Genomic DNA, 23,998 nt, shown 5'->3' with positions numbered 1-23,998 from the left:
GAGGGCGACTGCATCGCCCTCCTCCAAAATTTCGATCGACAGAAAATCGCCTTAGCCGAGATCGACGCCGCAGAAGTTGACCTCGATCCCGAGTTCCGCCGCAAGTGCTGCCTTGGCAAGTGCGGCCCGATCCGCTTCCGCCGCCGAGTTCGCGTAGACCACCTGGATATGGTTGGCCTTGTGACGAGCCATCATCTGGTCGCGGGAAACGCCGGTCAGCACCGCATGCATCATCGGCCACTGTTCGTTGGTGGATTTCCACCGGTGCTCGGTTTCTTCCTTTGGAAGGGCTACGGCCTGACCGCGGCCGATATCCATCTTCAGCCGGTTATCCTCGACGAAGATGCGCGACCAGACGATCTCGCCGGGTTTTGCAATGCCACGCAAGGTCCCGCCGCCTGCGGGAAAAAACATAGGCGGCTGGCGCATACTGTCCGAGCCGGCCCAGCCGCCCTCGTGATGGGCAGGCGGGGCCGCGCCGGAAATCTCGAATACCCAGACGAAACCATCGACCGTACCGGTCGGGTCGACGCCGCCCCAGCGCAGGTCGTGCAGGGTGTTTTCCACCGGCTGACCGAGCGCCCGATGCAAGCGGTTGGTCATCAGCCCGTCGAGACCGGCACATTCATCCACCTCGTTGAAATGCACGATCGCCTTGCCCTGGCGGATTACCTTGCCATCCCGTCCTTTGACATCCGGACGCCCGTCGTCGTTCAGAATACCTTCCACCAGATCGGATGCCGGCAGCAGATCCTTGAGCCCCTGCTGATACTGGATGCCGATCGCCTCGCAGCCGAAATCTTCGGCGATGCGCACGGCCGCGATATACATCCGGCACTGGTCGATCACCTGATCCTCGGTCAGCTCCTGCTTCGGATCGGTCCCGAGATGGAACGTCATGCCCTTGGCGAGCAGGTCCTGATAGACGGCACGACCTTCCTCCACCGGCACCTGATTGGTGGCGAAATACAGTGCCGACTGCGACAGGCGCTCCTTGAAGATGCCGAGCGGCATCAGGAGTTCATCCGGCACGATGGCATTGTACATACCCATGCAGCCCTCGTCGAAAATGCCGAGAATGACCTTGTTGGTGCGGAAGTCGCTGGCGATCTCCTTCGCCAGATCCTTGAGATCCTGCGGCACCTTGCCTGCCTTAAACGGCGTCACATGGCTCGTGTCATGGTCGACCGTACCTTCCAAAAGCCATTGGGAAAGACCGCTGCGGAAGAAATCGTCGTCGAATGTCTCGCTCCACAGCGAGGAATAGGCAACACCCGCCTTGGTCAGCGAGCCGTTGAGATTGAGCAGGCCGACCAGACCCGGCCACTGGCCGGACCAGTTGGCGACCGTGAGGATCGGTCCCCTGTGGCTGGTGAGACCGGCAAGCACATGATGCGAATATTGCCAGACGGATTCTGCGACAATCACCGGCACATTGGGATCGATCTTCGCAAACGCATCCATGCCTTCGCGCTGCGAGGCGAGAAAACCGTGGCCTTCTTCCGGCTTGTAGGCGTGAGCGCGCTTCACCGTGTAGCCGAGGCTGGCAAGTACTTCTCCGAGTTTCTTCTCCATCGCATCCTGCGTCGCCCAGCATTGCTGGTTGGCGGAAAGGCGAAGGTCGCCGCTGGCAAAAAGTGCAATTTCCTTGGTCATGTTCCTCATCCCTCAAATCAATGATCAGCGCCGGCCATCAGCTCGGCATAGGCAACAAAGTCCTCCTGCATGCGGCGGAAGACGTGATATTTGCGGTCGTGATAGGTGGCGATCTCGCCCCCGCGTGGTGTCATGCGGCTGCCGGGGCCGCTCATGGCGCGCATGGCGGCGGGCAGGTCGGCATAATGGCCGCTCGCCACAGCGCCCAGCATGGCGCTGCCGACCAGAACCGGCTCGCGCTGGTCCGGCACCACGATGGCGCAGCCCGTCGCATCCGCATGTTCACGCAGGAAAAGCCTGTTTTGGGCGAGACCGCCGCTGACGACCAGCGTATCGACGGTGACGCCATTGGCCCGCATTTCCGCGATGATATGTCGGGTGCCGTAAGCCAAGGCCTGCAGCGTCGCGAGATAATCAAGCGCCAGATCGTCAAGCCCGCGGTCGAGCGACAGGCCGGTAACCCCGCCCTTGCGCAGCGGATCGGCAAGCGGCGAACGGTTGCCGTGAAAATCCGGCTGCACATGCCGAGATTTGGTCAGCGTGGCCGTCTCGCCATCATCGGCCATCGCCTCAAGCCAGCGATCGAACAGGGCAAACACGGAAATGCCTTCCACCTTCGCCATCTGACGCGCTTCATGGATCGCCGCATGGCCTTCGATCACCCGGTCGATCAGCGCACCGGCCGCCGATTGTCCCGCCTCGTTGGCCCAGAGCCCCGGGAGCAGAACGGAGAAATACGGTCCCCAGACACCCGGCACGAAGGCCGGTTTTTCGCTGACGGTGATGTGGCAGGATGAGGTTCCCGCAATCAGCGCCAGACGATCGTCGAGCGCACCCTCGCCCAGATCCACACCCATCGTGCCGAGCGCGCCGGAATAGGCATCGATCAGGCTTGCAGCAACCGCCGTGCCCGGTGCAAGGCCGAGGTCCGCGGCTGCAGCATTCGAAAGCGCACCGACCTTGTCGCCCGGTGCCGCAAACTTGTTACCGATGGCGCGAAAATTATCCGCGCCAAGTTCGGCAATCCCGGCGCTTTCGAAGAAAGCCTTGTCCCAGCCCTCGCCCTTCGTACCGTTCTGGCCAAGATAGGTCCATTTGCACACGGTGCTGCACAGCGAACGGATATCTTCACCGGTTGCCTTATGGACCAGCCAGTCGGGCAGGTCGAAAAACGCATGCGCGCGGGCAAAACTCTGCGGCATCTCGCGTTTCAGCCAGCGCAGTTTCGGCGTTTCCATCTCGGGCGAGATGACGCCGCCGACATAATCGAGAACCGGGTTTTTCAGCGCGTTGATCTGGTCCGCATCGCCGATGGCGCGGTGATCCATCCACACGATGATATTCCAGTCGTCATCACCGCCGGGGCTGACCGTAACCGGCCCGCCCGCCTCATTTACCACGACGAGCGAGCAGGTCGCGTCGAACCCGATACCGGCGATATCGGAGGCAGCAAGCCCGGCATCCGCCATCGCCGTCTTCACGCAGGTTGAGATCGCTGCCCAGATGTCGCGCGAGGATTGATTGACGAAATCCTGCTTCGGCTTTTCGGTCGCGATCGCCTGCGAATGCGCCGCGAGCAAAGTCCCTTGCGCATCAAAAATCCCGGCACGGGCGCTTCCGGTGCCGACGTCAATTCCGATGAATGAGGTCATATCAGTTTATCCGCTTGCAATATGGAGCCGGACGACAACTGGCTTTGAACTTGGGAAAAGTCCCCCTCTGGCCTGCCGGCCATCTCCCCCACAAGGGGGGAGAATACCCGCGGCAACGTCCAAGCCCAATTCGCCTCGACGGCTCGGCTAGGTTGAGCCCTCCCCCTTGTGGGGAGGGTTGGGAGGGGTCTGGCCCCCTGAAGGTTCAAAGCCGCTGGCCGCTCACCTTGTCGAACAGATGCGCCTTGCTCGGATCGATCGCCAATCCGATCTCGTCGCCGAAATGGATGCTCAGGCGCTCGCGGAACAGGCAGGAGATCTGCTCGCCATGGCTGGCCACACGGGCGAAGATTTCCGAACCCGTCCCTTCGACGATCTCGACACGTCCCTGCACACCGCCGGCATTGTCGGCGCGGATATGTTCGGGGCGAATGCCGTAGACCAGCGATTTGCCGCCGAGCTTTGCGGGGTCGGCCCCGGCCGGCAACGGCAGAACAAGCCCCTTTTCGCTGCGGAACACGCCTTCCTCTATCTTACCGTCCACGAAATTCATCGCGGGCGAACCGATAAAGCCGGCTACGAACAGGTTGGCTGGACGATCGTAGAGATCGAGCGGTGCACCGACCTGCTCGATATTGCCTTCCTGCAGCACGACGATCTTGTCGGCCATGGTCATGGCTTCGATCTGGTCATGGGTGACATAGATGATCGTCGTGCCGATCCGCTGATGCAGCGCCTTGATCTCGGCGCGCATCTGCACGCGGAGTTTGGCATCTAGGTTAGAGAGCGGTTCGTCGAATAGAAACACCTGCGGATCGCGCACCAGCGCGCGGCCCATGGCGACACGCTGGCGCTGGCCGCCGGAAAGCTGACGCGGGTAGCGGTCGAGCAGTTTGTCCAGTCCGAGAATGCCGGCAGCATTCTCGACCTTTTTGCGTGTCTCGTTGACATCGGCCTTCTTCAGTTTCAGCGCGAAGGCCATGTTTTCCGCCACCGTCATATGCGGATAAAGCGCGTAGTTCTGAAACACCATGGCGATGTCACGGTCGCGCGCCGGAAGATGCGAAACCTCCCGCGGCCCGATGCGGATCGCGCCGCCGGTGACGTCCTCGAGACCCGCCACCATGCGCAAAAGCGTGGACTTGCCGCAGCCGGACGGGCCGACCAGCACGACGAACTCGCCGTCGGCAATATCGACGCTCAGGTCGCGAATGATCTCGACGGCTCCGTAGCGTTTCTGGATGTTCTGGATATTGACTGTTGCCATTTGAAAATCCTCCCGATTTTCGGGTCGTTATCTGTTGCTCTTCTTCAGCCGCCCTTGACGGCGCCGGCGGTAAGGCCCGCGACGATCTGCTTCTGGGCGAACATGGTCAGCACCAGAACAGGTAGGGTGACGATCAGGGCGGCAGCGGCCAACGGCCCCCAGCTGACCTGCTCGAAGGAGAGCATGTTGTAGACGGCCACCGGCAGGGTTCGCGTTTCGCGGCTGGCGAGCACGATGCCGAAGACAAAGTTGTTCCAGGAGAAGATCACCGCCAGAATGAAGGCGACGACGATGCCGGGCTTGGCAATCGGCAGCGCCACGAGGCGAAAGACCTGCCAGGACGTCGCGCCGTCGATGCTTGCAGCCTCTTCGAGTTCCTTCGGTGTCGTCTCGAAATACCCGATCATGATCCACACGACGATCGGCACGGTGACGACCAGATGGATGATGATCTGCGGCCACAGGGTTCCGAGCAGGTTCATCCATTGGAACAGAAGGAAGAGCGGGATAAGGAAGGACAGGCCGGGCGTCATGCGGGCGATCATGATCACCATCGCCGCCTTTTCAGCTTTCAGCCGCGCAATCCCGTATCCGGCGGGAACGCCGATCACGAGGGCGAGAATGGTGGCGGCACCCGTGACGAGGATCGAGTTCCAGAAATAAAGGAGGAAATTGTTCTCCTCGAACACTTTCGCATAGTTGGACCAGGCGATATTTTCCGGGATCAGGATCGGCGGATAGGCGCCGTTGTCGATCTCGTATTTGAGCGACAGCGAGATCATCCAGACGAAGAACAGGATGACCGGCGAAATCATCACCAGGGCGACGAAGAACAGGCCGAGACGGTTCCAGGCTCGATGGGTGAGTTTGGGTATCATCAGCGATCCTCCATGTCCGACCAGTTGGTGCGTGCGCGAACCATCATCAGAACGAAGGACAGCGCGATGATGACGAAGAAGAAGACAACCGCCATGGCCGAGCCGTAACCGATGTCATAGTAGGAGAAGGCGGTGTTGTAGAGATAGATGTTGATCGTCTCCGACGCCGTACCCGGCCCGCCCTGCGTCATCGCATAGATGATGTCGAAGCTTTTGACCGCATCGATACTACGGATAATGACACCGATCATCAGGAAGGGCGCGATCATCGGCAGCGTCAGGTAGCGGAACTTCTGCCAGGCATTTGCGCCGTCGATCTCTGCACTCTCATAAGGCTCGCGCGGAACGGCAGCCAGACCGCCAAGCACGATCAGCATGATCAGCGGCGTCCATTGCCAGGTCTCGACCAGAACCAGCGCCGGGATGACGGTCGACTGGTTGTAGATCCATTCCTGCGCGCCGATGCCGACCAGCGACAGAAGATAGTTGAGCACGCCGAGCTGCGGGTGGAACATCATCGTCCAGACGAGCGCGATCGCCACCGGCGTCGCCATCATCGGCATGACGAATACCCCGCGCAGAAAGCCGCGCAACGGGAATTCACCGTCGAAGATCAGGGCTGCCAGCGTTCCGAGTATCAGCGGTGCGATAACCGACAGCGCCGTATAGACCAGCGTATGCCACATGGATTCCCAGAACCGCATGTCGCCGGCAAGCCGGATGTAGTTGTCTAGGCCTGCAAATGTCTGCTCCTGTCCGAGCGTCCACGAATTGACGCTCATCCAGAGGGTAAACACCCAAGGAAAGACGATGACCGCGCCGATAACCACCAGGGCGGGCACCACGAAAGGCCAGTAGTTGGGAGCAAGCCTTTGCGGCTTGCCCCCCTTTGCGGCCAGATCCCTGGCCGCGGTGGGTTCTATGGTCACGGAAGCCATTATCCCTCGCTTCGGGCAAGCACCGGCTCGAACTGAGCGGTTGCCGATTCCAGTTCCTTCGCCGGATCGGCACCGCCGATCATGTTGGTGAGGCCCACCCCATAGATGTCACGGAATTCCGTGACCGGGATGATGACCGGAAGCGCGAGCTGCGAGATCTTGCCGGAGGCGACGACCGCATCGACCCAGGCAGACGGCATCTTCACGCCTTCACGCACCTTGGCGTCCTCGAGGATCGACTGACGGAACGGCACGCCGGCACCGGCCTGCAGCAGACGGGCACCCATGTCATGGGAGATGACCCACTGGCAGAAGAGATAGGCGGCTTCCTTGTTCTTGCTGGCGGCGGTGACACCGATCCCGTCACCGGTCGTCGCTGCAGCCTGCGCCTTCGGGCCTGCCGGCATGACGCCGTAGCCGACCTTGCCGACGACACGCGACTTCTGCGGATCTTCGATCGGGGGCGCGAAACCGACGCCGTCGAACCACATGCCGATCTTGCCCTGCAGGAAGGCGGACTGAGCTTCCGCCCAGTTGAAACCCGATACGCCGACCGGCGCCGACTTGGACATCAGCCGCTGATAGAGCTTGGCCGCCTCGACGGCACCTTCCGATGTCGTATTCAGCTTGCCGCTGGCATCGAGCGGCGTTGCGCCGTAACCAAGCATGAACGAGGTCCAGACCGGCGTATTGGCATTCTTAAGCCCGCGGGCAACGAAACCGTAAGTGCCTTCGGACTTGTCGGTCAGTGCTTCCGCAGCAGTCACCATTTCATCGAAAGTCGTCGGATATTTCAGGCCCTTCTTTTCGAAGAGCTCCTTGTTCCAGTAGACGATCCAGTAATCCACCGAGAAGGGCAGCGTGCGCAGCTTGCCATCGGGGTCCTTGGCGAATTTCAGCGCAGCCTCTGCGAAATCCCCCTCGACCAGCGATGGATCGGTAAGCGACGGATCCTTGAAGTAACCGGAAAGATCGGCAAGCCAGCCACCTTTTTCGAACTGCCGCTTCTGCACATGATAGCTCAGGTGCACGACGTCGAAGCTCGGGCGACCGGAAGACAGTTCGATCGTCGTCTTCTGGCGCTGTTGCTGTTCCGGTGTTGCCTCGGCATTGACTTTGATACCGGTCAGAGCCTCGAACTCGCTGATATATTTCAGGATGGTTTCGCCGCGCGGGCTCTTGACCAGGTTCACTTCCAGCGTCGTGCCGGCAAAGCGCTTCCAGTCGACGGCAGCAGAAGCCGGCCGCGATCCGATCAGCCCGGCGGCGCCAAGCGCTGCCGATCCCGCCAGAAAACTCCGGCGTGTCGGTGTAAAGAACGATGATGTCATGTATTCCTCCTCCAGGTTTCGCCGGGGTCTCCTCACCCCGGCTTCGCGTGTATTTAAAGTCTCAAGGCACGATCCCTTGCATGGCCGATATGCTTGACGAGCGCCTCGACGGCGCCGTCGGCAGAACGACACTTGATTGCTTCAAGCACGGCCATGTGTTCGCCCATGACGGGCGCGACACGGCCGTTGATACGGAAACGTTCCTGATTGATCAGGCGCATCTTGATCGAGTTGACCCGATAGACGTTCCAGATGATGGCATTGTCGAGTGCTGCGACGAAGGCATCATGCATGCCCCAGTCGACAGCCTGCGCATGAGCATCGAGTTCGGGCGTTTCATTGCCCGAAGCGATGGCGTCCGAGATTTCCCTATGCTGCCGGATCAGCTTTTCAACAGTCTCGTCGGACGCCGTCTGGACGAACAGCGCAACCGCCTCCTTCTCGAGGAAGAGACGCAGCTGAAAAGCCTCGCGGATCAGGTTCAGGTCGATATGGGCGATCTGCAGACCGCGCTGCGGCACGGTCTTGATCAGCCCCTCGGCCTCCAGCCGCGGAATAAGTTCGCGGATGGCGCCGAGCGTGAGACCGGTCAGCTCGACCAGATGACGTTGGGAAACGAACTGCCCCGGACGCACGTCACGCGCCAGCAGATGCCGGGTAAAGCTCTCATAAGCCTTTTCCCTGAGCGTCGGCTCTTCCGTCTGCTGATCGTGGCGCTGGTCCATCATCGTCCTGTTCTTAGGCTTAGCCTGTTATGGCCTCAGGCCGCTTTCGTCCGGAACAGGCCGTCGAAGACAAGACCGAGCTGCTTCTGTCCGTCCTTCGATATAGAAAGCAGCGGAGCGCGAACCGCAAGCCAGTTTTCGTCGCCAAGCTGACGTGCCACCATGGCTTTCACAGCCGGCGTGACCGGATATTTCAGAAGCTCGGCGACGAAAACCACCACACGGGCATCGTCTCGACCTTCATTTGCCATCGCACCGATCTCGTGCGGAGCAAAATTTGCCATGCCGGAGATCGCCCCCTGCCCGCCCATACGCACACCTTCGGCCAGATGACGCTCGTCACCGATCAAGATGATCAGGTCCGAATTTGCCTTCAGAAGCTCTTGCGTATAAGGCCAGTCGCCAGACGAGTCCTTTACTCCAGTCACGATGCCCGGAAAGGCCTGTTTCAGCCGGCCGACAAGCGAAACACTGAGCGGCACCATGGTGACGGACGGAATATTGTAGACGATGATATCGCGCGCCAGCTTGCCGAGATCCTTGAAGACCTTCGAATACCAGCCGAAAAGCCCATCATCGCTGACATTCTTGAAATAGGATGGCGGTGCCAGAAGGATGTTGCGCACGCCCTTGGAAAGCGCCTGCGACGATTGAAGCGCTGCGTCTTCCGCAGCATCCACCAGAACGCCGACAACGATCTGCTCGGGCGCGATGCCCGCCTCGATAAAGGCCGCAAGAACACGCTCGCGTTCCTGCGTACCAATCGACGAGCCCTCGCCGGTCGTGCCGAACAGCGTGCAGCTCGCGCAGCCGGCATCAAGGCTGCGCCTGGCCTGCGCAATCATCATGTCGATGAGTATCTCGCCATCCTCACCAAACGGCGTAGTCAAAGCGACGGAAAGTCCGAAGCGTGTCATTAGTCATCCTCCACTGATTTCTCAATGCTAACTCACTAACATGTCAGTCGTCAATGGAGAATTTTCAACACGGTGAAACCGGGTTTCGCGAGTGAGATTACGTGAAGGAAACGCACGGGAGGATCGATCGCCGTCCGCCAATCGGGGAATGCGCTGGAACAGGCTGAAAGGAGGATGGCGTAGCGGCAGAAGACCAGCACGCCATCCTTCCAGCGGGCTTAGAAACCTTCCAGCACGACCTTGCCCCTGGTCTTTCCGCTTTCGATCGCCGCATGCGCCTTCTTCAGATTGGCGGCATTGATCGGCGATAGCGTCTCGGTCACGGTCGTTCGGATCTTGCCCTCGTCGACCAGTCGCGACACCTCGTTGAGCAGCTTGCCCTGTTCGGCAATGTCGGCGGTCTCGAAGATCGAGCGGGTAAACATCAGCTCCCAGTGAATGGACACGGCCTTGCGCTTGAAGCCGAGCACATCGAGGCTTTCGGGATCGTCGATCAACCCGAACCGGCCCTGCGGCGCGATCAGATCGATGATCTCCTTCAGGTGGCGATGGGTCTCGGTCGTCGAGAACACGAAGGCGGGCGCGCCGATCCCAAGCGCTTCGACCTGCGCAGCGATCGGCTTCGAATGGTCGATCACATGATGGGCACCGAGCGTCTTCACCCATTCCTGCGTTTCCGGCCGCGAAGCTGTGGCAATTACGGTCACATCGGTCAGCGCCCGCACAAGCTGGATGGCGATCGAGCCGACGCCGCCTGCACCGCCGATGATAACGATCGCATTGGCCGCACCCGGCACCGGCTTGGCGATATCCAGCCGGTCGAACAGCATCTCCCAGGCGGTGATCGCCGTCAGCGGCAGGGCAGCGGCCTCGGCATTGGACAGTTTTTTTGGCTTCTGACCCACAATGCGCTCATCTACCAGATGAAACTGGCTGTTGGCGCCGGGACGGATCAGTGAACCGGCATAAAACACCTCGTCGCCGATCTCGAAATTCTTCGCATCGGGCCCGGCCTCCACCACCTTGCCGACAGCATCCCAGCCGAGAATTTTCCACTGGCCGGCTTCCGGGGTTACGCCCCTGCGAACCTTCGTGTCGACCGGATTGACGGAAATCGCTTCGATCTCGACGAGAATATCCCGGCCCGTCGGCACCGGCCGGGGAAGCTCGATATCCTCCAGCGCCTCGTCGCGCCCAATTGCGCCGGCTTCTCTGTAACCGATGGCCTTCATGATCTGCTCCTTTTGATGACGAATGCAGTGTCGATTGATGTGTCACCAAAATGGGCTATATTCACATGTGTGCAATACGCACAAAAACAGCACGTAGTATCAAAAAGGATACTGTTATGGCCAAGGCCCGCCATTCCCGTTTCGATTGCTCTCCCGGCTGCTCGGTGGAAGCGGCAATTGGTCTCATCGATGGCAAGTGGAAGTCCGTCGTGCTCTACCACCTTCTGTCGGGAACCCTGCGCTTCAACGAAATCCGCAGGCATATCGTCAACGTCACACCGCGCATGCTGACCAATCAACTGCGCGAACTGGAAGACGACGGCCTGATTGAGCGCAAGGTCTATGCCCAGGTGCCGCCAAAGGTGGAATACAGCCTGTCCGAACTCGGCCGCAGCATGGAACCCATCCTGCTTGCGTTAAAACTCTGGGGCGATGCCAATATCGGCCTCTATGGCAAGCCGCGCGGTATGGATCCGCGCGAGCCCAAGATGGACGATATCGCCGCATAACCCGTGACGCGCATCAGCCAGGATCGATGCTCATCAATCTGATCTGTTCGGCCTCATCGAAACGGAGCAAGCCGCCGTTCCGGTTGCGCTTCACCCGTTCGACATGCGCACGCGGGCTCACCCCGAAGACACGCTTGAACATGCGTGAGAAATAATAGGGATCGCCGTAACCGACGTCCGCCGCCGCATTGGCAACCGGCATCCCCGCCTCCAGCAGATGCATGGCGCGCTCCATGCGCTTCTGCTCCTGGTATTTGCGCGGCGTGTGGCCTACCCGCTTCTTGAACTCGCGCAAAAAATAGTCAGCATTGAAGGGCGAGGCATCGACCGCCTGTTCCGCGATATCCGGATCGAGAGGATTGGCCGAGATCATCGCCGCAGCCTTCATTACCGCCAGATCAAGGGCGTCGGTTCCTTCCGTCTGATATGTCGCACTATCGTTCCAGCCGATGAACGCGTCCTCGATATAGGCGATCAGCAGATACATGAAGAGATGGTGCTGGCTGAGGGTCAGCGAAGAAGGCGGCGCCGTCTGGCGATATTGCCGCACCAGCGGCTCCAGTAGCGGCCACTTCTTCAGGCGTACATGAGGTCTCAGCTGCATCTGCGCGATCAGGTCATGCTTGCCGTAGATGTCCAAGGAAAAATGCTGGGCAATTCCCCTATAGATTGTCGTTCCGCGGTTCCAGCCGCGAAAGCGCTGCCCACGCCGGATAAGCATTGCGTCACCGGGCTCCATCACCCGGCGCTCCCCCTCGATGACATAGTGGCCGCAGCCTTCCAGGCAGATGACGAAATCTTCGACGGGGTTTGTCTTGTCAATGCGCCACGTCTTGGAATGCTCCATCTTGATCGTCGCTCGAGTGAGTTTCAACGACAGCGCAGAGGGCGCGATGCTGGAGAGAATGCCACCTTCGATTTCGTCCATCTTTTTTTCCGTGTTTGTTCATTCATTCTCGACTGAAAATGAAATTATGTCACGCTAAATACTGGAGGGGGAACAGAATTGATGAATGTTCAGTCTTTCAGCTAAGCCACTGACGCATAACAGCCTTGCACCTATTGGCTGGAGGAGGAATTTGATTTGCACAAAAATGTATTTCTCATAACCGGGTGTGATTTGCCCGTTGGAGGCGCCTCATGAGGTCTCAGCGCTTCCTGGGATATGCCTATCTGACCCCATATTTGATTGGCCTCGTCATATTCACGGCCATCCCTTTTTTGACTTCGCTTTATTTGAGCTTCACCAGCTACGACCTGATGAGCAGCCCGCAATGGACCGGGCTGTCGAACTATGAGCGCCTGTTCACCCGCGACCGGACTTTCGACAAGTCGCTGACTGTCACGCTTATTTACGTATTTTCCACCGTGCCGCTGAAGCTTGCTTTCGCGCTCTTCATCGCCGCCATACTCAACTACAAGCTTAAATTCATTAATTTCTTCCGGACGGCTTTTTATGTCCCGTCCATCCTCGGCGGATCGATCGCCATCGCCGTTCTGTGGCGTTACCTCTTCTCGGCCGAAGGCCTCGTCAACATGGCGATCGGCGCTGTCGGCTTTGCGCCGGTAGACTGGTTCGGCGATCCGACAAATGCACTTTTCACCATCACGCTTCTGCGCTGCTGGCAGTTCGGTTCGGCCATGGTGATCTTCCTTGCCGCCCTCCAGTCGATCGACAAGTCGCTTTATGAAGCGGCCTCGATCGATGGCGCCGGCAAGGTCACGACCTTCTTCTTCGTAACACTGCCGCTGCTGACACCGGTCATTTTCTTCAACCTCGTCATGCAGATGGTCCAGGCATTCCAGGAGTTCAACGGCCCTTACATCATCACGCAAGGCGGCCCGCTGAAATCCACCTATCTCCTGCCCCTCTACATCTACGAGGAGGCCTTCAAGAAGTTCAACATGGGCTACGCCTCGGCGATCGCCTGGGTGCTCTTCGCCATCATCATGATCCTCACCATCGTGGCCTTCTGGTCCTCGAAGAAGTGGGTCTACTACGCCGGCGACAAGAGGAGCTGAGCCATGGCCGATATCACTATGCCCAAAACTGCGGCCCGCATCTCGGATGAAGCAGCAGCAGCAAAACGCGCCCGCATGGACCTGATCTCCGCGGTCGTCCGTTACTCCCTGCTCTTCGGTGTTGGCTTCCTGATGCTCTACCCGCTGATCTGGCTGGTCGGTGCAAGCTTCAAGACCAATTCCGAGATCTTTGCCGGCGCCGGTTTCCTGCCGGAAAGCCCGACCGTCGAAGGTTATGTCCAAGGCTGGCAGACCTCCACGCCCTATACATTCGGCCGGTTCTTCTGGAATTCGTTCCTGATCATCCTGCCAAAGGTCATCGGCACGGCCATCTCCTGCACGATGGTGGCCTACGCCTTTGCCCGCTTCGAGTTCCCGCTGAAGAAGATCCTGTTCGGATCGGTCATCGCCGTCCTGCTTCTGCCGAACGTCGTTACCCGCATTCCGCAATACATCCTCTTCAGGGATCTCGGCTGGCTGGATAGCTTCCTGCCGCTCTGGGTACCGTCCGCACTCGCCGGTGATGCCTTCTTCGTCTTCATGCTGGTGCAGTTCCTGCGCTCGCTGCCGACGGACATGGAGGAAGCCGCCCGTGTCGATGGCGCAAACAGCCTGCAGACGCTGATCTTCATCGTCGTCCCCATGCTCGGGCCCGCGCTGGTCTCGGTCTGCCTGTTCCAGTTCATGTGGACGATGAACGACTTCCTCGGACCGCTGATCTACATCTCGTCCGTCGACAAATATCCGGTGAGCCTCGCGCTCAAACTCTCAATCGATACAACCGAAGCCTTCGAATGGAACCGCATCCTGGCGATGTCGGTGCTCACCATCACCCCTGCGCTTGTCGTGTTCTTCGCAGCGCAACGGTACTTCATCGAAGGAATCTCTGCGGGAGGCAGAAAGGGCTGACATGGCACAGGTACAACTGAAAAACCTCGAGAAAGTCTACAACAAGACCAACAAGGTCGTTCACGGCATCGATCTTGATATCAAGGACGGCGAGTTCATGGTCCTGGTCGGCCCGTCGGGCTGCGCCAAGTCGACGACACTGCGCATGGTCGCCGGCCTAGAAGAAATTACGGCTGGTGACGTCATCATCGGCGGAGAGCGCGTCAACGATCTCTCGCCAAGCAAGCGGCAGATCGCCATGGTGTTCCAGAACTATGCGCTCTATCCGCATATGAAGGTGCGCGGCAATCTCTCCTTCGGCCTGCGCATCGCCGGTCGTCCGAAGGCGGAAATCGCCGCCGCAGTCGATAAGGTCGCGGAAATCCTTGAAATCGAACCGTTGCTCGATCGCCTGCCGAAACAGCTTTCGGGCGGCCAGGCCCAGCGCGTCGCGCTCGGCCGTGCACTCATCAAGAACCCCGGCGTCTTCCTCTTCGACGAACCGCTGTCGAACCTCGACGCCAAGCTGCGCGCCTCGATGCGCGTCCGCATTACCGACCTGCACCGCCAGTTGAAGGCGGAAGGCAGCTCGCCGACCGTCATCTACGTCACCCACGACCAGACGGAGGCAATGACCATGGGCGACCGCATCTGCGTCATGCAGGCCGGTCACATCATGCAGGTCGCCACCCCGAAGGAACTCTACAACGCTCCGGCCAATCTTTTCGTCGCAGGCTTCATCGGTACGCCGGAAATGAACCTCGTCGAAGGCGCTATGGAAGGCGGAGAGTTCATCATGGGCAGCCAGCGCCTGGCGCTCGGCAGCGATCTCGCAGGCCGGCTTTCCAGTCAGCCCGGCAACGCCGTTCTCGGCATCCGCCCGCAGCAGTTCTCACTGGTCTCGGAAGGACCGGCGCTGCAGGCAAAACTCGTGAATGCCGAGTTCATGGGCCACGAAGTCTACATGCATGCGGATTGCGAAGGCCGCAGGCTGGTGAGCGTGGTGGGTGCTGCAGAATTTGAGGCAAGGGGACAATCCGACGTGATCCGCCTGCGCCCCGACCCGAAGACATTGCACGTTTTCGACAAGTCAGATGGCCGCAACGTTTCGCTGCATGGAGGCAGCATTGCGGCATAACAATTTAAAGCCAATTTGAGGAGGCAACCATGAAAAGCATACTGAAATCATCCGTCTTTCTTGCAGGAGCAGCCCTTGCGGTCATCGCAATGGCCCCATCGGCAAGCGCCGCGGAACTACGCATGTCTTGGTGGGGTGGTGAAAGCCGCCACGTCGCAACGCAGAAGGCAATTGCCGCCTGCGGCGCTAAATATGGACACACGGTGAAGGGCGAATTCACCGGTTTCGACGGTTATCTGGAAAAGCTGACGACCCAGATGGCAGGCAAGACGGAAGCCGATATCATCCAGGTCAATTGGCCGTGGCTGCCGCTGTTCTCGAAGGACGGCAAGGGTTTTGCCGACCTGCGCACCCTGAAGGGTCTCGACCTTTCGAACTGGAGCGACGGCGATCTGGAATCGGGCTCCACGAATGGCGTGCTGCAGGGCCTGTCGGTCTCCACCAGCGGCCGCGTCTTCTTCTTCAACACGACGACGCTTGAAAAAGCCGGTGTAGCCGTTCCGACCACCTGGGATGAGTTCTTTGCGATGACCAAGACGGTCAAGGAAAAGCTCGGTCCGGACTACTACACCTTCAACGCAGTCAAGGAGACGGCGCATCTTCTGATGACGCTGGCCGTAACCCAGGCCACCGGCAAGGGCATGGTTGATCCGAAGACCAACCGTGTAGCCTGGACACCTGAAGAACTGGCAGCCGGCATCGACTTCCTCGGCAAGCTGGTGGAAACCGGCGCGATCCGCTCGCAGAAGCAGGAAGCAGCCGACGGTAACGTCAACCTTTTCGAAAAGCCGGCTTGGTCGGAAGGCAAGATCGCAGGTTCCTACGAATGGGATTCGACCTATTCGAAATATGCCGATCCGCTGAAAGACGGTCAGGTCCTGAAGCCGGTACCGATGCTGAAGATGACCAATGGCAAGAGCGAAGGCGTCTTCCGCAAGCCCTCGATGGTCTTCTCCATCTCGAAGAACTCGAAGAACCCGGAAGCAGCAGCACAGATCACCAACTGCTTGCTGAATGAACCGGAAGGCATCGACATTCTCGGTACGTCGCGTGGCATTCCGGCCTCCAAGGCCGCCATGGCACGACTGACCAATGCCGGCGAACCGGAAGTCCGCGCCGCCAACGCAATCGTCATGGCCTCCGAAGGCCCGACGATTTCACCCTTCGACGAAAACCCGGTCATCCGCGGCATCATCATCGATACGCTCGAAGAATATGCCTACGAGCAGATCAACTCGACGGAAGCCGCCGAGCAGATCATCGAAGGCGTGAACGACGCCCTGAAGAAGTTCGACTAAGCGCGGACGGAACTCTCCACCCGGCCTGAGCGCGGGCCGGGTGGTGCATAAATCAAGAGAGAAACGATGAACAAAGCCATTTCAGTTGCGATCTCAGCACGGATCGCGGCCATAAGGCTGGCTGTGCCTGGCGCACGTCATGCCCTGCCGCAGCCGTTAGCCTGGCGCTTGTTGCGCAATGGGGGAAGTGACCCCGTACAGCAGGGAACGGCAACCACCGTGGTGACCCTCCTTGATGCCCTTTATCCCGCCACGGATTATCGTTTCGAGGCGGAAGGTTTCGAGCCTCTTTCATTCCGGACCCGCGATTGCGCCGGCCTCGTGCGGGCAGCCGATTATGGGCTTGTTCAGAATACCGATCTGTCCGACCTAGCCGCAGCGCGCAAAAATGCCGACGCTCTTGCCAAGGCTTTGGCGGACACCCCCTTGGGTGGCACACTCTATATTGCACCCGGCACATGGACAGCCTTCCCCCTGAAGCTGCGGAGCGACCTGACCCTGCATCTCGCAGAAGGTGCGGTGCTTCGCGCACCGAGCGTCCGCGACGGCTGGCCGATCCTCCCGGCGCGCGCTGACGACGGCCGCATGCTGGGCAGCTGGGAAGGACTACCCGATGCCTGCTTTGCAGCTCCCGTTCATGCCATCGGCGCGGAACGTTTGACGATCGAAGGCAAAGGCACTCTCGACGGCTCCGGTGACGCCGGCGACTGGTGGACATGGCCGAAGGAAACCCGCGACGGTGCACGCCGTCCGCGCGGCCTTCACCTGGTCGATTGCAAGGAAACCCTTCTTCTCGGCTTCACCATTCGCAATGCTCCCTCATGGACCGTCCACCCGCAGGGCTGCGACGGACTGGCGGCGGTGGCACTCCACATCCAGGCGCCCCATGACAGCCCCAATACCGACGGCTTCGACCCCGAAGGCTGCCGCAATGTGACGGTCGAGGGCGTGCGCTTCTCCGTCGGCGACGATTGCATCGCCATCAAGGCCGGCAAGCGCGGCAACAAGGGCGAAGCGGACCACCTGAGCGAAACCCGCGGCGTCGAAATCCGCCATTGCCTCATGGAACGCGGCCATGGCGGCGTCGTCATTGGTTCGGAAATGTCCGGCGGCGTTCATGATGTGACCGTCGAGGATTGCGATATGGTCGGCACCGACCGCGGTCTGCGGATAAAGACCCGCCGCGGTCGTGGCGGCGGCATCAGCAACATCACCATGCGCCGTGTAAAGATGGATGGCGTCCTGGTTACGCTTTCGGCCAACGTCCACTATTTCTGCGATGCAGACGGCCATGACAACTGGGTCCAGTCTCGCACACCTGCACCGGTCGTCGAGGGAACGCCCTATGTCGACGGCATTTTCGTCGAGGACGTCGATGTCTATGGCTTGGCGCTTGCCGCAGGCGTCTTCCTCGGCCTGCCGGAAATGCCGGTCCGCAACATCCGCATCCGCGGCCTGCGTATTCACTCCACAGACCCGGCCGCAATAGCGGCACCTCCCATCATGGCCGATGGCGTGCGGGCCATGCGTCACGAACAGATCCTCTGCGAACATGCGCAGATCGACATCGATGATGCGAGCCTGCTCTCCACCGACCCGATCTCCCTCCCAAACGTACTGGCACCCCGATGAAACCCACCGACTATTTCGACCAATTCTGCACTCGCTACCAGGCCTACAAGAACGGCAACTGGTGCTATGAGGACGGCTGCATCTATCGCGGACTGGAACTGCTCTATCAGGCAACTGGCGAGCAGCGCTGGCTCGACCATATCCTGCGTCTGATTGATCCCCAGGTCAGCCCGGACGGAAGCCTTGCCGGCTACACTCAGGAAGAGTTCAACATCGACAACGTCCTGCCGGGACGTGCGTTGATCTTCCTCGACCGGCAAACCGGCGATCCCCGCTACATGGCGGCAGCACGCCGCCTGATCGCACAGCTCGATGCGCATCCGCGCATCCCGGCCGGCAACTACTGGCACAAGAAGCGCTATCCCTCCCAGGTCTGGCTGGACGGGCTCTATATGGGCCTGCCCTTCCAGGTCGAATATGCGCTCCGGTCCGGTGAAACGCCAAGGATCGCCGATGCCCTGCAGCAACTGGCAACGGCACTCGCGCTGACCCAGGTCGGCAACGGACTTTATGTCCACGGCTATGACGACAGCCGCGCGGAAAAATGGGCAGATCAACTCACCGGCAAATCTCCGGCCGTCTGGTCGCGCGCCGTCGGATGGCTGATCATGGCGCTGGTCGATATCCTTGCAGTTCTTCCCGCAGATCAGGCAACAGCAACGCTGAGAAAACAGACACGCGCGGTTCTTCTGGCACTTGCCGAAAGGCAACAGCAATCCGGCCTCTGGCCGCAGGTGCTGGATGCCCCGGATCTTGCCGGCAATTACGACGAAACCTCTGCATCGGCCATGTTCGCCTATGCCCTGCTGCGGGCCGAGCGACTGGATCTGACATCCCCGGAAGAAGCGTCGAAAATCCGCGCCTCCGGCCAGAAGGCGGCAGAAGCGCTTATCGACACACGGCTTGTCGAAGAAAACGGCGAAACCCGCCTTGTAGGCATCTGCCAGGTGGCAGGCCTTGGCCCCTTCAATGGCCGTTATCGTGACGGCTCGCCGGCCTATTATCTCGTCGAGGAAGTCGTGGCCGATGACGCCAAGGGGGTCGGCCCCTTCATGATGGCCTATGCGGAAGCCACTCTGGCGATCAGGGCAAAGGCTGCCTGACCATTAATCGGAACAACCTGGCGGCATGCTCTCATGCCGCCAAATCACTTAAGTCTCAAGCAGCCCAGCTGCGTTCCAGAACCGAAATCCAGTTCTCGTGGCCGATCTTCTTCAGTTCGGCATCGTTGAAGCCATGCTTGCGTAGCGCTTCGACCAGCAGGGGAAGGCCGGCTGCATCCTTCATCTCAGCCGGAATGGTCGTGCCGTCGAAATCAGAACCGAGCGCCACATGCTCGATGCCGATCCGCTCCGCGATATAGGCAACATGGCGCACCAGAAGATCGATGCTGGTATTCGGGTCCTTCACCCCGTCGTCACGCAGGAACAGCACGCCGAAATTGATGCCGGCAAGCCCCCCCGTATCGCGAATAGCATCGAGCTGGCGATCGGTGAGATTGCGGCTGTGGTTGCAAAGCGCATGCACGTTAGAATGCGAGGCAACCAGCGGCGCCTTGGAAAGCTTGGCGATCTCCCAGAAACCTGCCTCGTTCATATGCGACAGGTCGATCATGATCTTCAGCTCGTTGCAGGCACGGATCAGGTCGCGACCGGCATCCGTCAGGCCCGGACCGATATCCGGCGATGACGGGTAGCGGAACGGCACACCGTAAGCAAAGACATTCGGCCGGCTCCAGACCGGGCCGAGCGTGCGCAGGCCCGCCTGATGCAGCACGTGAAGTGCATCCAGATCGGCGGCGACCGCTTCCGCTCCCTCGATATGAAAGACCGCGGCAAAACTACCGGTTTCGATCGATCGGCGGATATGGTCGGCCGTGCGGCATACGGTCACTGCGCCCTGCGAGCGGGCTTCGATATCGAAAAGAAGCCGCGCCATCGCCAGCGTCTCATTCAGTGCATCGGGCTGCGAAGGTGTTGGATAATCCCCGTTCGCGTCCTTCGTCAGGCTTGGCGAGGGCACGTAAATAGCGCATAGACCGCCGGCCAGGCCGCCGGCCCTGGCGCGAGGCAGGTCGATATGTCCTGTTTCTTCGCCTTCAATAAAACGCTTTACCGGATCGTTGCCGCCACTACGTCGCAAGCGGAGAAGCACGTCGTTGTGGCCATCGAAAATCGGGAGAGGATTGTTCAACATTTTCAAAATCGTCCTGCCGGAACCTATCAGTTGTGGCTATCCGTAAGTAGGTGGGGCCGCGGTCGCAAATGCAAACCGCGCATAACCTATTCGAAAAATGGAATTGGTCGGCCCGTAAACGCACTGTTAAGACGCGCGACAAATTGCGGCAAAATCTTGCTGACCCTTCAAATTATGGGGGTTCAGTTGTTCAATGGGGAATATAGCAATGGTATCCAGACGTAACTTCCTGATCGGCGGCGCAGCCCTGCCCTTCCTGTCCTACATCAACCTGGCCGACACCGTTTTCGCGGCCACGCCGAAGGACATCTTGGTTGTTGCCCAGCAGCTCGACAACATGACCAGCCTTGACCCGCATGAGGGTTTTGAGGCCGTCGGTGGCGAGATGATCAGCAACATGTACGAAAAGCTGGTTCGCGCCAACAGCGACAACCCCAATGAAGTCCTCCCGGTCATCGCCGCTTCCTGGGAAGCCGATGCCGACAACAAGGTCTTCACCTTCAAGCTCGGCAACTCCACCTTCGCCTCAGGCGCAGCCGTTACCGCGGACGACGTTGCGTTCTCGCTGCAGCGCGCCATCAAGATGAACAAGAGCCCGGCCTTCATCATCAACCAGTTCGGCTTCACGGCAGAAAATGTCGAAGCCATGATCGTTGCCAAGGACGAAAAGACCGTCACGCTGACGACCGAAAAGCCGACCGCAATCTCCTTCCTGCTGTTCTGCCTCTCGGCAAACATCGGCGCCATCGTCGAGAAGAAGACGGTTCTCGAAAACGAAGTGAACGGCGACCTCGGCAATGCCTGGCTGCAGAAGAACAGCGCCGGCTCCGGTTCGTTCAAGCTTCAGTCCTGGAAGGCTTCCGAAAGCATCGCGCTGACGCTCAACGAGCACGGCCCGTACAAGGGCAATCTCAAGCGCGTCATCATCCGCCACGTCGTCGATCCGTCCTCGCAGATGCTGATGCTGCAGAAGGGTGACGTCGATATCGCCCGCGACCTGACCTCGGAACAGCTGAAGGTGCTGCAGTCCGACGAGAACGTCGTTCTGGTCCGCAAGCAGATCGCATCCCTGATGCTGATCTCGATGAACCAGACCAATGCGAACCTCGCAAAGCCGCAGGTCTGGGAAGCCGTCAAGTGGGCGCTCGACTACGAAGGCATCCAGAAGAACATCATCCCGCTGACGCATGCCGTCCACCAGAGCATGGAACCGGCAGGCTTCCCGGGCACGGTCATGGATACGCCGTTCCAGAAGGATGTCGCCAAGGCCAAGGCGCTGATGGCTGAAGCCGGTCTCGCAGACGGTTTCGACATCACTCTCGACCACTACTCGGCACAGCCGGCTCCGGATATCGCCCAGGCGATCCAGTCGAACCTCGGCGAAATCGGCATCCGCGTGAAGCTGCAGTCGGCTGAAAACCGCCAGGTTCTCACCAAGATGCGCGCCCGCCAGCACGAAATGGCGCTGTCCGCATGGGGCACCGACTATTTCGACCCGAACTCCAATGCCGAAGTCTTCTGCATCAACAAGGACAATTCGGACGACGCCAAGAAGAAGCCGTTCGCATGGCGCTCCAGCTTCAAGAACGACGAGCTGACCGCCAAGGCAGAAGCTGCCCGCGACGAGAAGGACCCGGCCAAGCGTCTGGAACTCTACGAAGCCCTGCAGCGCGAATTCATGCACAACAGCCCGTTCGCGGTCATGTTCCAGAACACCAAGACCGCAGCTTGCCGCAAGGGCGTTACCGGTTTCCAGATCGGCGTTCTGTCTGAAGGCAACTCCTACCTCGGGACCAACAAGGCGTGAACAGACGTTTTAAAAGCCTTGCAGCAACACTGAGCAGCGTCCTCCTGACGCTGTTCGGTTTGACTGTCCTGACTTTCCTCATCGGCCGGGTCATGCCGGTCGATCCGGTCATTGCCGCCGTTGGCGACAATGCACCTGAGGATGTCATTCTTCGCGTACGCGCCGAAATGGGCCTTGATCAGCCCATTCCGGTGCAGTTCCTGCATTATCTCTACCAGCTGGCCCACGGCGACTTCGGCATGTCGGTTCTGACCAAGAACCCGGTCGCGACCGATATCGTCCGTTTCTTCCCGGCCACTTTCGAGCTTGCCACCGCGGCCCTCATCCTGGCCGCGCTGATCGGCATTCCGCTCGGCGTCTGGGCAGCTGTGCGCCAGGGCACGTTCACCGACCAGGCGATCCGCGTCGTCTGCCTCGCCGGCCATTCTGTGCCTGTGTTCATGCTGTCGCTGATCTCGCTTCTGATCTTCTATTCCTGGCTCGACCTCGCCCCCGGCCCCGGCCGCCAGGACATCATTTTTGACGGCATGATCGATACGGTCACCGGCATCCTGACGATCGACACCCTGATCGCCGGCGATTTCGATGCGTTCAAGGATGCGCTTGCGCATATGGCCCAGCCGGTCATCATCCTCGCCTATTTCTCGATGGCCTATATCGCCCGCATGACGCGCGCCTTCATGATCGACGCATTGAAGGGCGAATACGTCATCACCGCCCGCGCAAAGGGCCTGTCGTTGACCAAGGTCATCTGGGGCCACGCCTTCCCGACGGTTGCAGTGCAGCTCGTCACCGTCATGGCGCTGACCTATGCCGGCCTTCTCGAAGGCGCCGTCGTCACCGAGACCGTGTTCTCGTGGCCGGGTATCGGCCAGTATCTGACCGTATCGCTTATGAATGCGGACATGAACCCGGTCGTCGGCACCACGCTGCTGATCGGCCTCATCTATGTCGGCCTCAACCTGATTGCGGACATCCTCTACCGCGTCCTCGATCCACGGGTACAATAATGAACGCCACCTTCCGAAACTGGGCGCTGGACGAAAATCCGTCCTCGCGCCGCCAGGCCGCCTGGGGCAACTGGTACCGCATCTGGCTGAACCTGCGCGGCAATCCGCTCGGCATGATCGGCTTGACCATCATCGCGATCTTCATCGGCATCGCGATCTTCGCACCGCTGCTCGCCACCCACGATCCGGCAGCGCAGGATCTGGCCAACCGCCTTGCAGCCCCAAGCGCGCTGCACTGGTTCGGTACTGATGAACTCGGCCGCGACATCTATTCGCGCCTGCTTTACGGCGGCCGCGTAACCCTCGGCATGGTCATCGCCGTTGTCGTGCTCGTCGCCCCGATTGGCCTCGCCATCGGCTGTATTGCAGGATATTTCGGCGGCATCGTCGATACGATCCTGATGCGCATCACCGACATCTTCCTCGCCTTCCCGCGCCTCGTTCTGGCCCTCGCCTTCGTAGCCGCCTTGAAGCCGGGTGTCGAAAGCGCCATTCTCGCCATCGCGCTGACCGCCTGGCCGCCCTATGCCCGGATGGCCCGTGCCGAAACGCTGACGGTTCGCGGCAGCGACTTCATCGCAGCCTATCGCCTGACCGGTGGCTCCTCCTGGCGCATCATCTTCCGTCACATCATGCCGCTCTGTGTGCCGACGCTGATCGTTCGCGTCACGCTCGACATGTCGTCGATCATCATCACCGCCGCCTCGCTCGGCTTCCTCGGCATGGGCGCCCAGCCGCCGTCGCCGGAATGGGGTGCGATGATCGCGACAGCCAAGCGCTTCATCTTCGAACAATGGTGGGTTGCCGCCATTCCCGGCATTGCCATCTTCTTCGTCTCGCTCGCCTTCAATTTTTTGGGCGATGCGCTGCGCGACGTTCTGGATCCGAAGGGGAACTGACGG

The 23,998-nt window shown here is 59.9% G+C and carries 21 protein-coding genes; 10 read left to right on the top strand and 11 right to left on the bottom strand.

The window, feature by feature from the left end:
• Positions 1–51: 51 nt before the first annotated feature.
• The 9 genes from ACI3K0_RS16570 to ACI3K0_RS16530 form a co-directional block, all read right to left on the bottom strand.
• The gene (locus tag ACI3K0_RS16570; RefSeq protein WP_206823763.1) at positions 52–1,656 is read right to left on the bottom strand and encodes a fucose isomerase; all 1,605 of its coding nucleotides are present in this window, start codon (positions 1,654–1,656) and stop codon (positions 52–54) included.
• A 17-nt stretch (positions 1,657–1,673) separates the two neighbouring features.
• Positions 1,674–3,308: an FGGY-family carbohydrate kinase gene (locus tag ACI3K0_RS16565; RefSeq protein ID WP_404945684.1), complete on the bottom strand. Its 1,635-nt coding sequence runs from the start codon at positions 3,306–3,308 to the stop codon at positions 1,674–1,676.
• A 205-nt stretch (positions 3,309–3,513) separates the two neighbouring features.
• Positions 3,514–4,575 carry an ABC transporter ATP-binding protein gene (locus ACI3K0_RS16560; RefSeq protein WP_404945683.1) on the bottom strand — a complete coding sequence of 354 codons (1,062 nt, stop codon included), beginning with the start codon at positions 4,573–4,575 and terminating at the stop codon, positions 3,514–3,516.
• A gap of 44 nt (positions 4,576–4,619) precedes the next feature.
• Complete coding sequence (locus ACI3K0_RS16555) at positions 4,620–5,453, bottom strand: carbohydrate ABC transporter permease (protein WP_183820797.1); 834 nt, start codon at positions 5,451–5,453, stop codon at positions 4,620–4,622.
• Positions 5,453–6,391 (bottom strand): carbohydrate ABC transporter permease, encoded by a 939-nt coding sequence (locus tag ACI3K0_RS16550; protein ID WP_404945682.1) that lies wholly within the window; start codon positions 6,389–6,391, stop codon positions 5,453–5,455. The genes ACI3K0_RS16555 and ACI3K0_RS16550 overlap by 1 nt, the downstream gene beginning before the upstream one ends.
• On the bottom strand, positions 6,391–7,722 hold the full coding sequence (locus ACI3K0_RS16545; protein ID WP_404945681.1) for an ABC transporter substrate-binding protein: 1,332 nt from the start codon (positions 7,720–7,722) through the stop codon (positions 6,391–6,393). The genes ACI3K0_RS16550 and ACI3K0_RS16545 overlap by 1 nt, the downstream gene beginning before the upstream one ends.
• A gap of 53 nt (positions 7,723–7,775) precedes the next feature.
• The gene (locus ACI3K0_RS16540) at positions 7,776–8,447 is read right to left on the bottom strand and encodes a GntR family transcriptional regulator (protein ID WP_404945836.1); all 672 of its coding nucleotides are present in this window, start codon (positions 8,445–8,447) and stop codon (positions 7,776–7,778) included.
• Positions 8,448–8,482: 35 nt separating this feature from the next.
• Entirely contained in the window at positions 8,483–9,364 is an 882-nt protein-coding gene (locus ACI3K0_RS16535) for a dihydrodipicolinate synthase family protein (RefSeq protein WP_404945680.1), read from the bottom strand.
• A gap of 218 nt (positions 9,365–9,582) precedes the next feature.
• Positions 9,583–10,596 carry a zinc-binding alcohol dehydrogenase family protein gene (locus ACI3K0_RS16530; protein ID WP_404945679.1) on the bottom strand — a complete coding sequence of 338 codons (1,014 nt, stop codon included), beginning with the start codon at positions 10,594–10,596 and terminating at the stop codon, positions 9,583–9,585.
• A gap of 116 nt (positions 10,597–10,712) precedes the next feature.
• On the opposite strand from ACI3K0_RS16530, the gene ACI3K0_RS16525 reads away from it, so the two are divergent.
• Positions 10,713–11,105 (top strand): winged helix-turn-helix transcriptional regulator, encoded by a 393-nt coding sequence (locus tag ACI3K0_RS16525; RefSeq protein WP_404945678.1) that lies wholly within the window; start codon positions 10,713–10,715, stop codon positions 11,103–11,105.
• A 13-nt stretch (positions 11,106–11,118) separates the two neighbouring features.
• On the opposite strand, the gene ACI3K0_RS16520 is transcribed toward ACI3K0_RS16525, so the two are convergent.
• Entirely contained in the window at positions 11,119–12,033 is a 915-nt protein-coding gene (locus tag ACI3K0_RS16520; RefSeq protein WP_148145212.1) for an AraC family transcriptional regulator, read from the bottom strand.
• Positions 12,034–12,245: 212 nt separating this feature from the next.
• On the opposite strand from ACI3K0_RS16520, the gene ACI3K0_RS16515 reads away from it, so the two are divergent.
• From ACI3K0_RS16515 to ACI3K0_RS16490, 6 genes are all read left to right on the top strand, one after another.
• On the top strand, positions 12,246–13,127 hold the full coding sequence (locus ACI3K0_RS16515; RefSeq protein WP_148145213.1) for a carbohydrate ABC transporter permease: 882 nt from the start codon (positions 12,246–12,248) through the stop codon (positions 13,125–13,127).
• 75 nt (positions 13,128–13,202) lie between these two features.
• Positions 13,203–14,036, top strand: a complete 834-nt coding sequence (locus ACI3K0_RS16510) for a carbohydrate ABC transporter permease (RefSeq protein ID WP_343062367.1) — start codon at positions 13,203–13,205, stop codon at positions 14,034–14,036.
• Position 14,037: 1 nt separating this feature from the next.
• The gene (locus tag ACI3K0_RS16505; protein WP_183820789.1) at positions 14,038–15,153 is read left to right on the top strand and encodes an ABC transporter ATP-binding protein; all 1,116 of its coding nucleotides are present in this window, start codon (positions 14,038–14,040) and stop codon (positions 15,151–15,153) included.
• Between the two features lie 29 nt (positions 15,154–15,182).
• Positions 15,183–16,451, top strand: a complete 1,269-nt coding sequence (locus ACI3K0_RS16500; protein ID WP_183820788.1) for an ABC transporter substrate-binding protein — start codon at positions 15,183–15,185, stop codon at positions 16,449–16,451.
• Positions 16,452–16,517: 66 nt separating this feature from the next.
• Positions 16,518–18,083 (top strand): glycoside hydrolase family 28 protein, encoded by a 1,566-nt coding sequence (locus tag ACI3K0_RS16495; protein WP_404945677.1) that lies wholly within the window; start codon positions 16,518–16,520, stop codon positions 18,081–18,083.
• Positions 18,080–19,186, top strand: coding sequence for a glycoside hydrolase family 105 protein (locus ACI3K0_RS16490; protein WP_404945676.1), 1,107 nt, complete (start codon positions 18,080–18,082; stop codon positions 19,184–19,186). The genes ACI3K0_RS16495 and ACI3K0_RS16490 overlap by 4 nt, the downstream gene beginning before the upstream one ends.
• A 55-nt stretch (positions 19,187–19,241) precedes the next feature.
• Here ACI3K0_RS16490 and ACI3K0_RS16485 read toward each other — a convergent pair whose 3' ends face one another.
• Positions 19,242–20,279 (bottom strand): dipeptidase, encoded by a 1,038-nt coding sequence (locus tag ACI3K0_RS16485; RefSeq protein WP_404945675.1) that lies wholly within the window; start codon positions 20,277–20,279, stop codon positions 19,242–19,244.
• Positions 20,280–20,487: 208 nt separating this feature from the next.
• Between ACI3K0_RS16485 and ACI3K0_RS16480 the strand changes: the two genes are divergently transcribed.
• From ACI3K0_RS16480 to nikC, 3 genes are read left to right on the top strand one after another with little or no spacing between them, the layout of a single operon-like run.
• A complete protein-coding gene (locus tag ACI3K0_RS16480) occupies positions 20,488–22,086 on the top strand; it encodes an ABC transporter substrate-binding protein (RefSeq protein WP_404945674.1) in 1,599 nt (532 codons plus the stop codon).
• Positions 22,083–23,096, top strand: a complete 1,014-nt coding sequence (locus tag ACI3K0_RS16475) for an ABC transporter permease (RefSeq protein WP_404945673.1) — start codon at positions 22,083–22,085, stop codon at positions 23,094–23,096. Before ACI3K0_RS16480 ends, ACI3K0_RS16475 begins: the two co-directional genes overlap by 4 nt.
• Positions 23,093–23,995 carry a nickel transporter permease gene (nikC, locus tag ACI3K0_RS16470; RefSeq protein ID WP_404945835.1) on the top strand — a complete coding sequence of 301 codons (903 nt, stop codon included), beginning with the start codon at positions 23,093–23,095 and terminating at the stop codon, positions 23,993–23,995. The genes ACI3K0_RS16475 and nikC overlap by 4 nt, the downstream gene beginning before the upstream one ends.
• The last annotated feature ends 3 nt before the right edge of the window (positions 23,996–23,998 follow it).

The organism is Rhizobium sp. ZW T2_16 (assembly GCF_044987325.1).
GTDB lineage: Bacteria > Pseudomonadota > Alphaproteobacteria > Rhizobiales > Rhizobiaceae > Neorhizobium > Neorhizobium cellulosilyticum.
The sequence above is the reverse complement of the archived record's forward strand: the minus strand, read 5'-3'. Positions and strand labels throughout refer to the sequence as shown.

What these genes read in the sequence shown, in the direction of transcription:
- ACI3K0_RS16570 (WP_206823763.1), bottom strand. Translation starts at nt 1,656, where the DNA reads ATGACCAAGGAAATTGCACTTTTTGCCAGCGGCGACCTTCGCCTTTCC.
- ACI3K0_RS16565 (WP_404945684.1), bottom strand. Translation starts at nt 3,308, where the DNA reads ATGACCTCATTCATCGGAATTGACGTCGGCACCGGAAGCGCCCGTGCC.
- ACI3K0_RS16560 (WP_404945683.1), bottom strand. Translation starts at nt 4,575, where the DNA reads ATGGCAACAGTCAATATCCAGAACATCCAGAAACGCTACGGAGCCGTC.
- ACI3K0_RS16555 (WP_183820797.1), bottom strand. Translation starts at nt 5,453, where the DNA reads ATGATACCCAAACTCACCCATCGAGCCTGGAACCGTCTCGGCCTGTTC.
- ACI3K0_RS16550 (WP_404945682.1), bottom strand. Translation starts at nt 6,391, where the DNA reads ATGGCTTCCGTGACCATAGAACCCACCGCGGCCAGGGATCTGGCCGCA.
- ACI3K0_RS16545 (WP_404945681.1), bottom strand. Translation starts at nt 7,722, where the DNA reads ATGACATCATCGTTCTTTACACCGACACGCCGGAGTTTTCTGGCGGGA.
- ACI3K0_RS16540 (WP_404945836.1), bottom strand. Translation starts at nt 8,447, where the DNA reads ATGGACCAGCGCCACGATCAGCAGACGGAAGAGCCGACGCTCAGGGAA.
- ACI3K0_RS16535 (WP_404945680.1), bottom strand. Translation starts at nt 9,364, where the DNA reads ATGACACGCTTCGGACTTTCCGTCGCTTTGACTACGCCGTTTGGTGAG.
- ACI3K0_RS16530 (WP_404945679.1), bottom strand. Translation starts at nt 10,596, where the DNA reads ATGAAGGCCATCGGTTACAGAGAAGCCGGCGCAATTGGGCGCGACGAG.
- ACI3K0_RS16525 (WP_404945678.1), top strand. Translation starts at nt 10,713, where the DNA reads ATGGCCAAGGCCCGCCATTCCCGTTTCGATTGCTCTCCCGGCTGCTCG.
- ACI3K0_RS16520 (WP_148145212.1), bottom strand. Translation starts at nt 12,033, where the DNA reads ATGGACGAAATCGAAGGTGGCATTCTCTCCAGCATCGCGCCCTCTGCG.
- ACI3K0_RS16515 (WP_148145213.1), top strand. Translation starts at nt 12,246, where the DNA reads ATGAGGTCTCAGCGCTTCCTGGGATATGCCTATCTGACCCCATATTTG.
- ACI3K0_RS16510 (WP_343062367.1), top strand. Translation starts at nt 13,203, where the DNA reads ATGGACCTGATCTCCGCGGTCGTCCGTTACTCCCTGCTCTTCGGTGTT.
- ACI3K0_RS16505 (WP_183820789.1), top strand. Translation starts at nt 14,038, where the DNA reads ATGGCACAGGTACAACTGAAAAACCTCGAGAAAGTCTACAACAAGACC.
- ACI3K0_RS16500 (WP_183820788.1), top strand. Translation starts at nt 15,183, where the DNA reads ATGAAAAGCATACTGAAATCATCCGTCTTTCTTGCAGGAGCAGCCCTT.
- ACI3K0_RS16495 (WP_404945677.1), top strand. Translation starts at nt 16,518, where the DNA reads ATGAACAAAGCCATTTCAGTTGCGATCTCAGCACGGATCGCGGCCATA.
- ACI3K0_RS16490 (WP_404945676.1), top strand. Translation starts at nt 18,080, where the DNA reads ATGAAACCCACCGACTATTTCGACCAATTCTGCACTCGCTACCAGGCC.
- ACI3K0_RS16485 (WP_404945675.1), bottom strand. Translation starts at nt 20,279, where the DNA reads ATGTTGAACAATCCTCTCCCGATTTTCGATGGCCACAACGACGTGCTT.
- ACI3K0_RS16480 (WP_404945674.1), top strand. Translation starts at nt 20,488, where the DNA reads ATGGTATCCAGACGTAACTTCCTGATCGGCGGCGCAGCCCTGCCCTTC.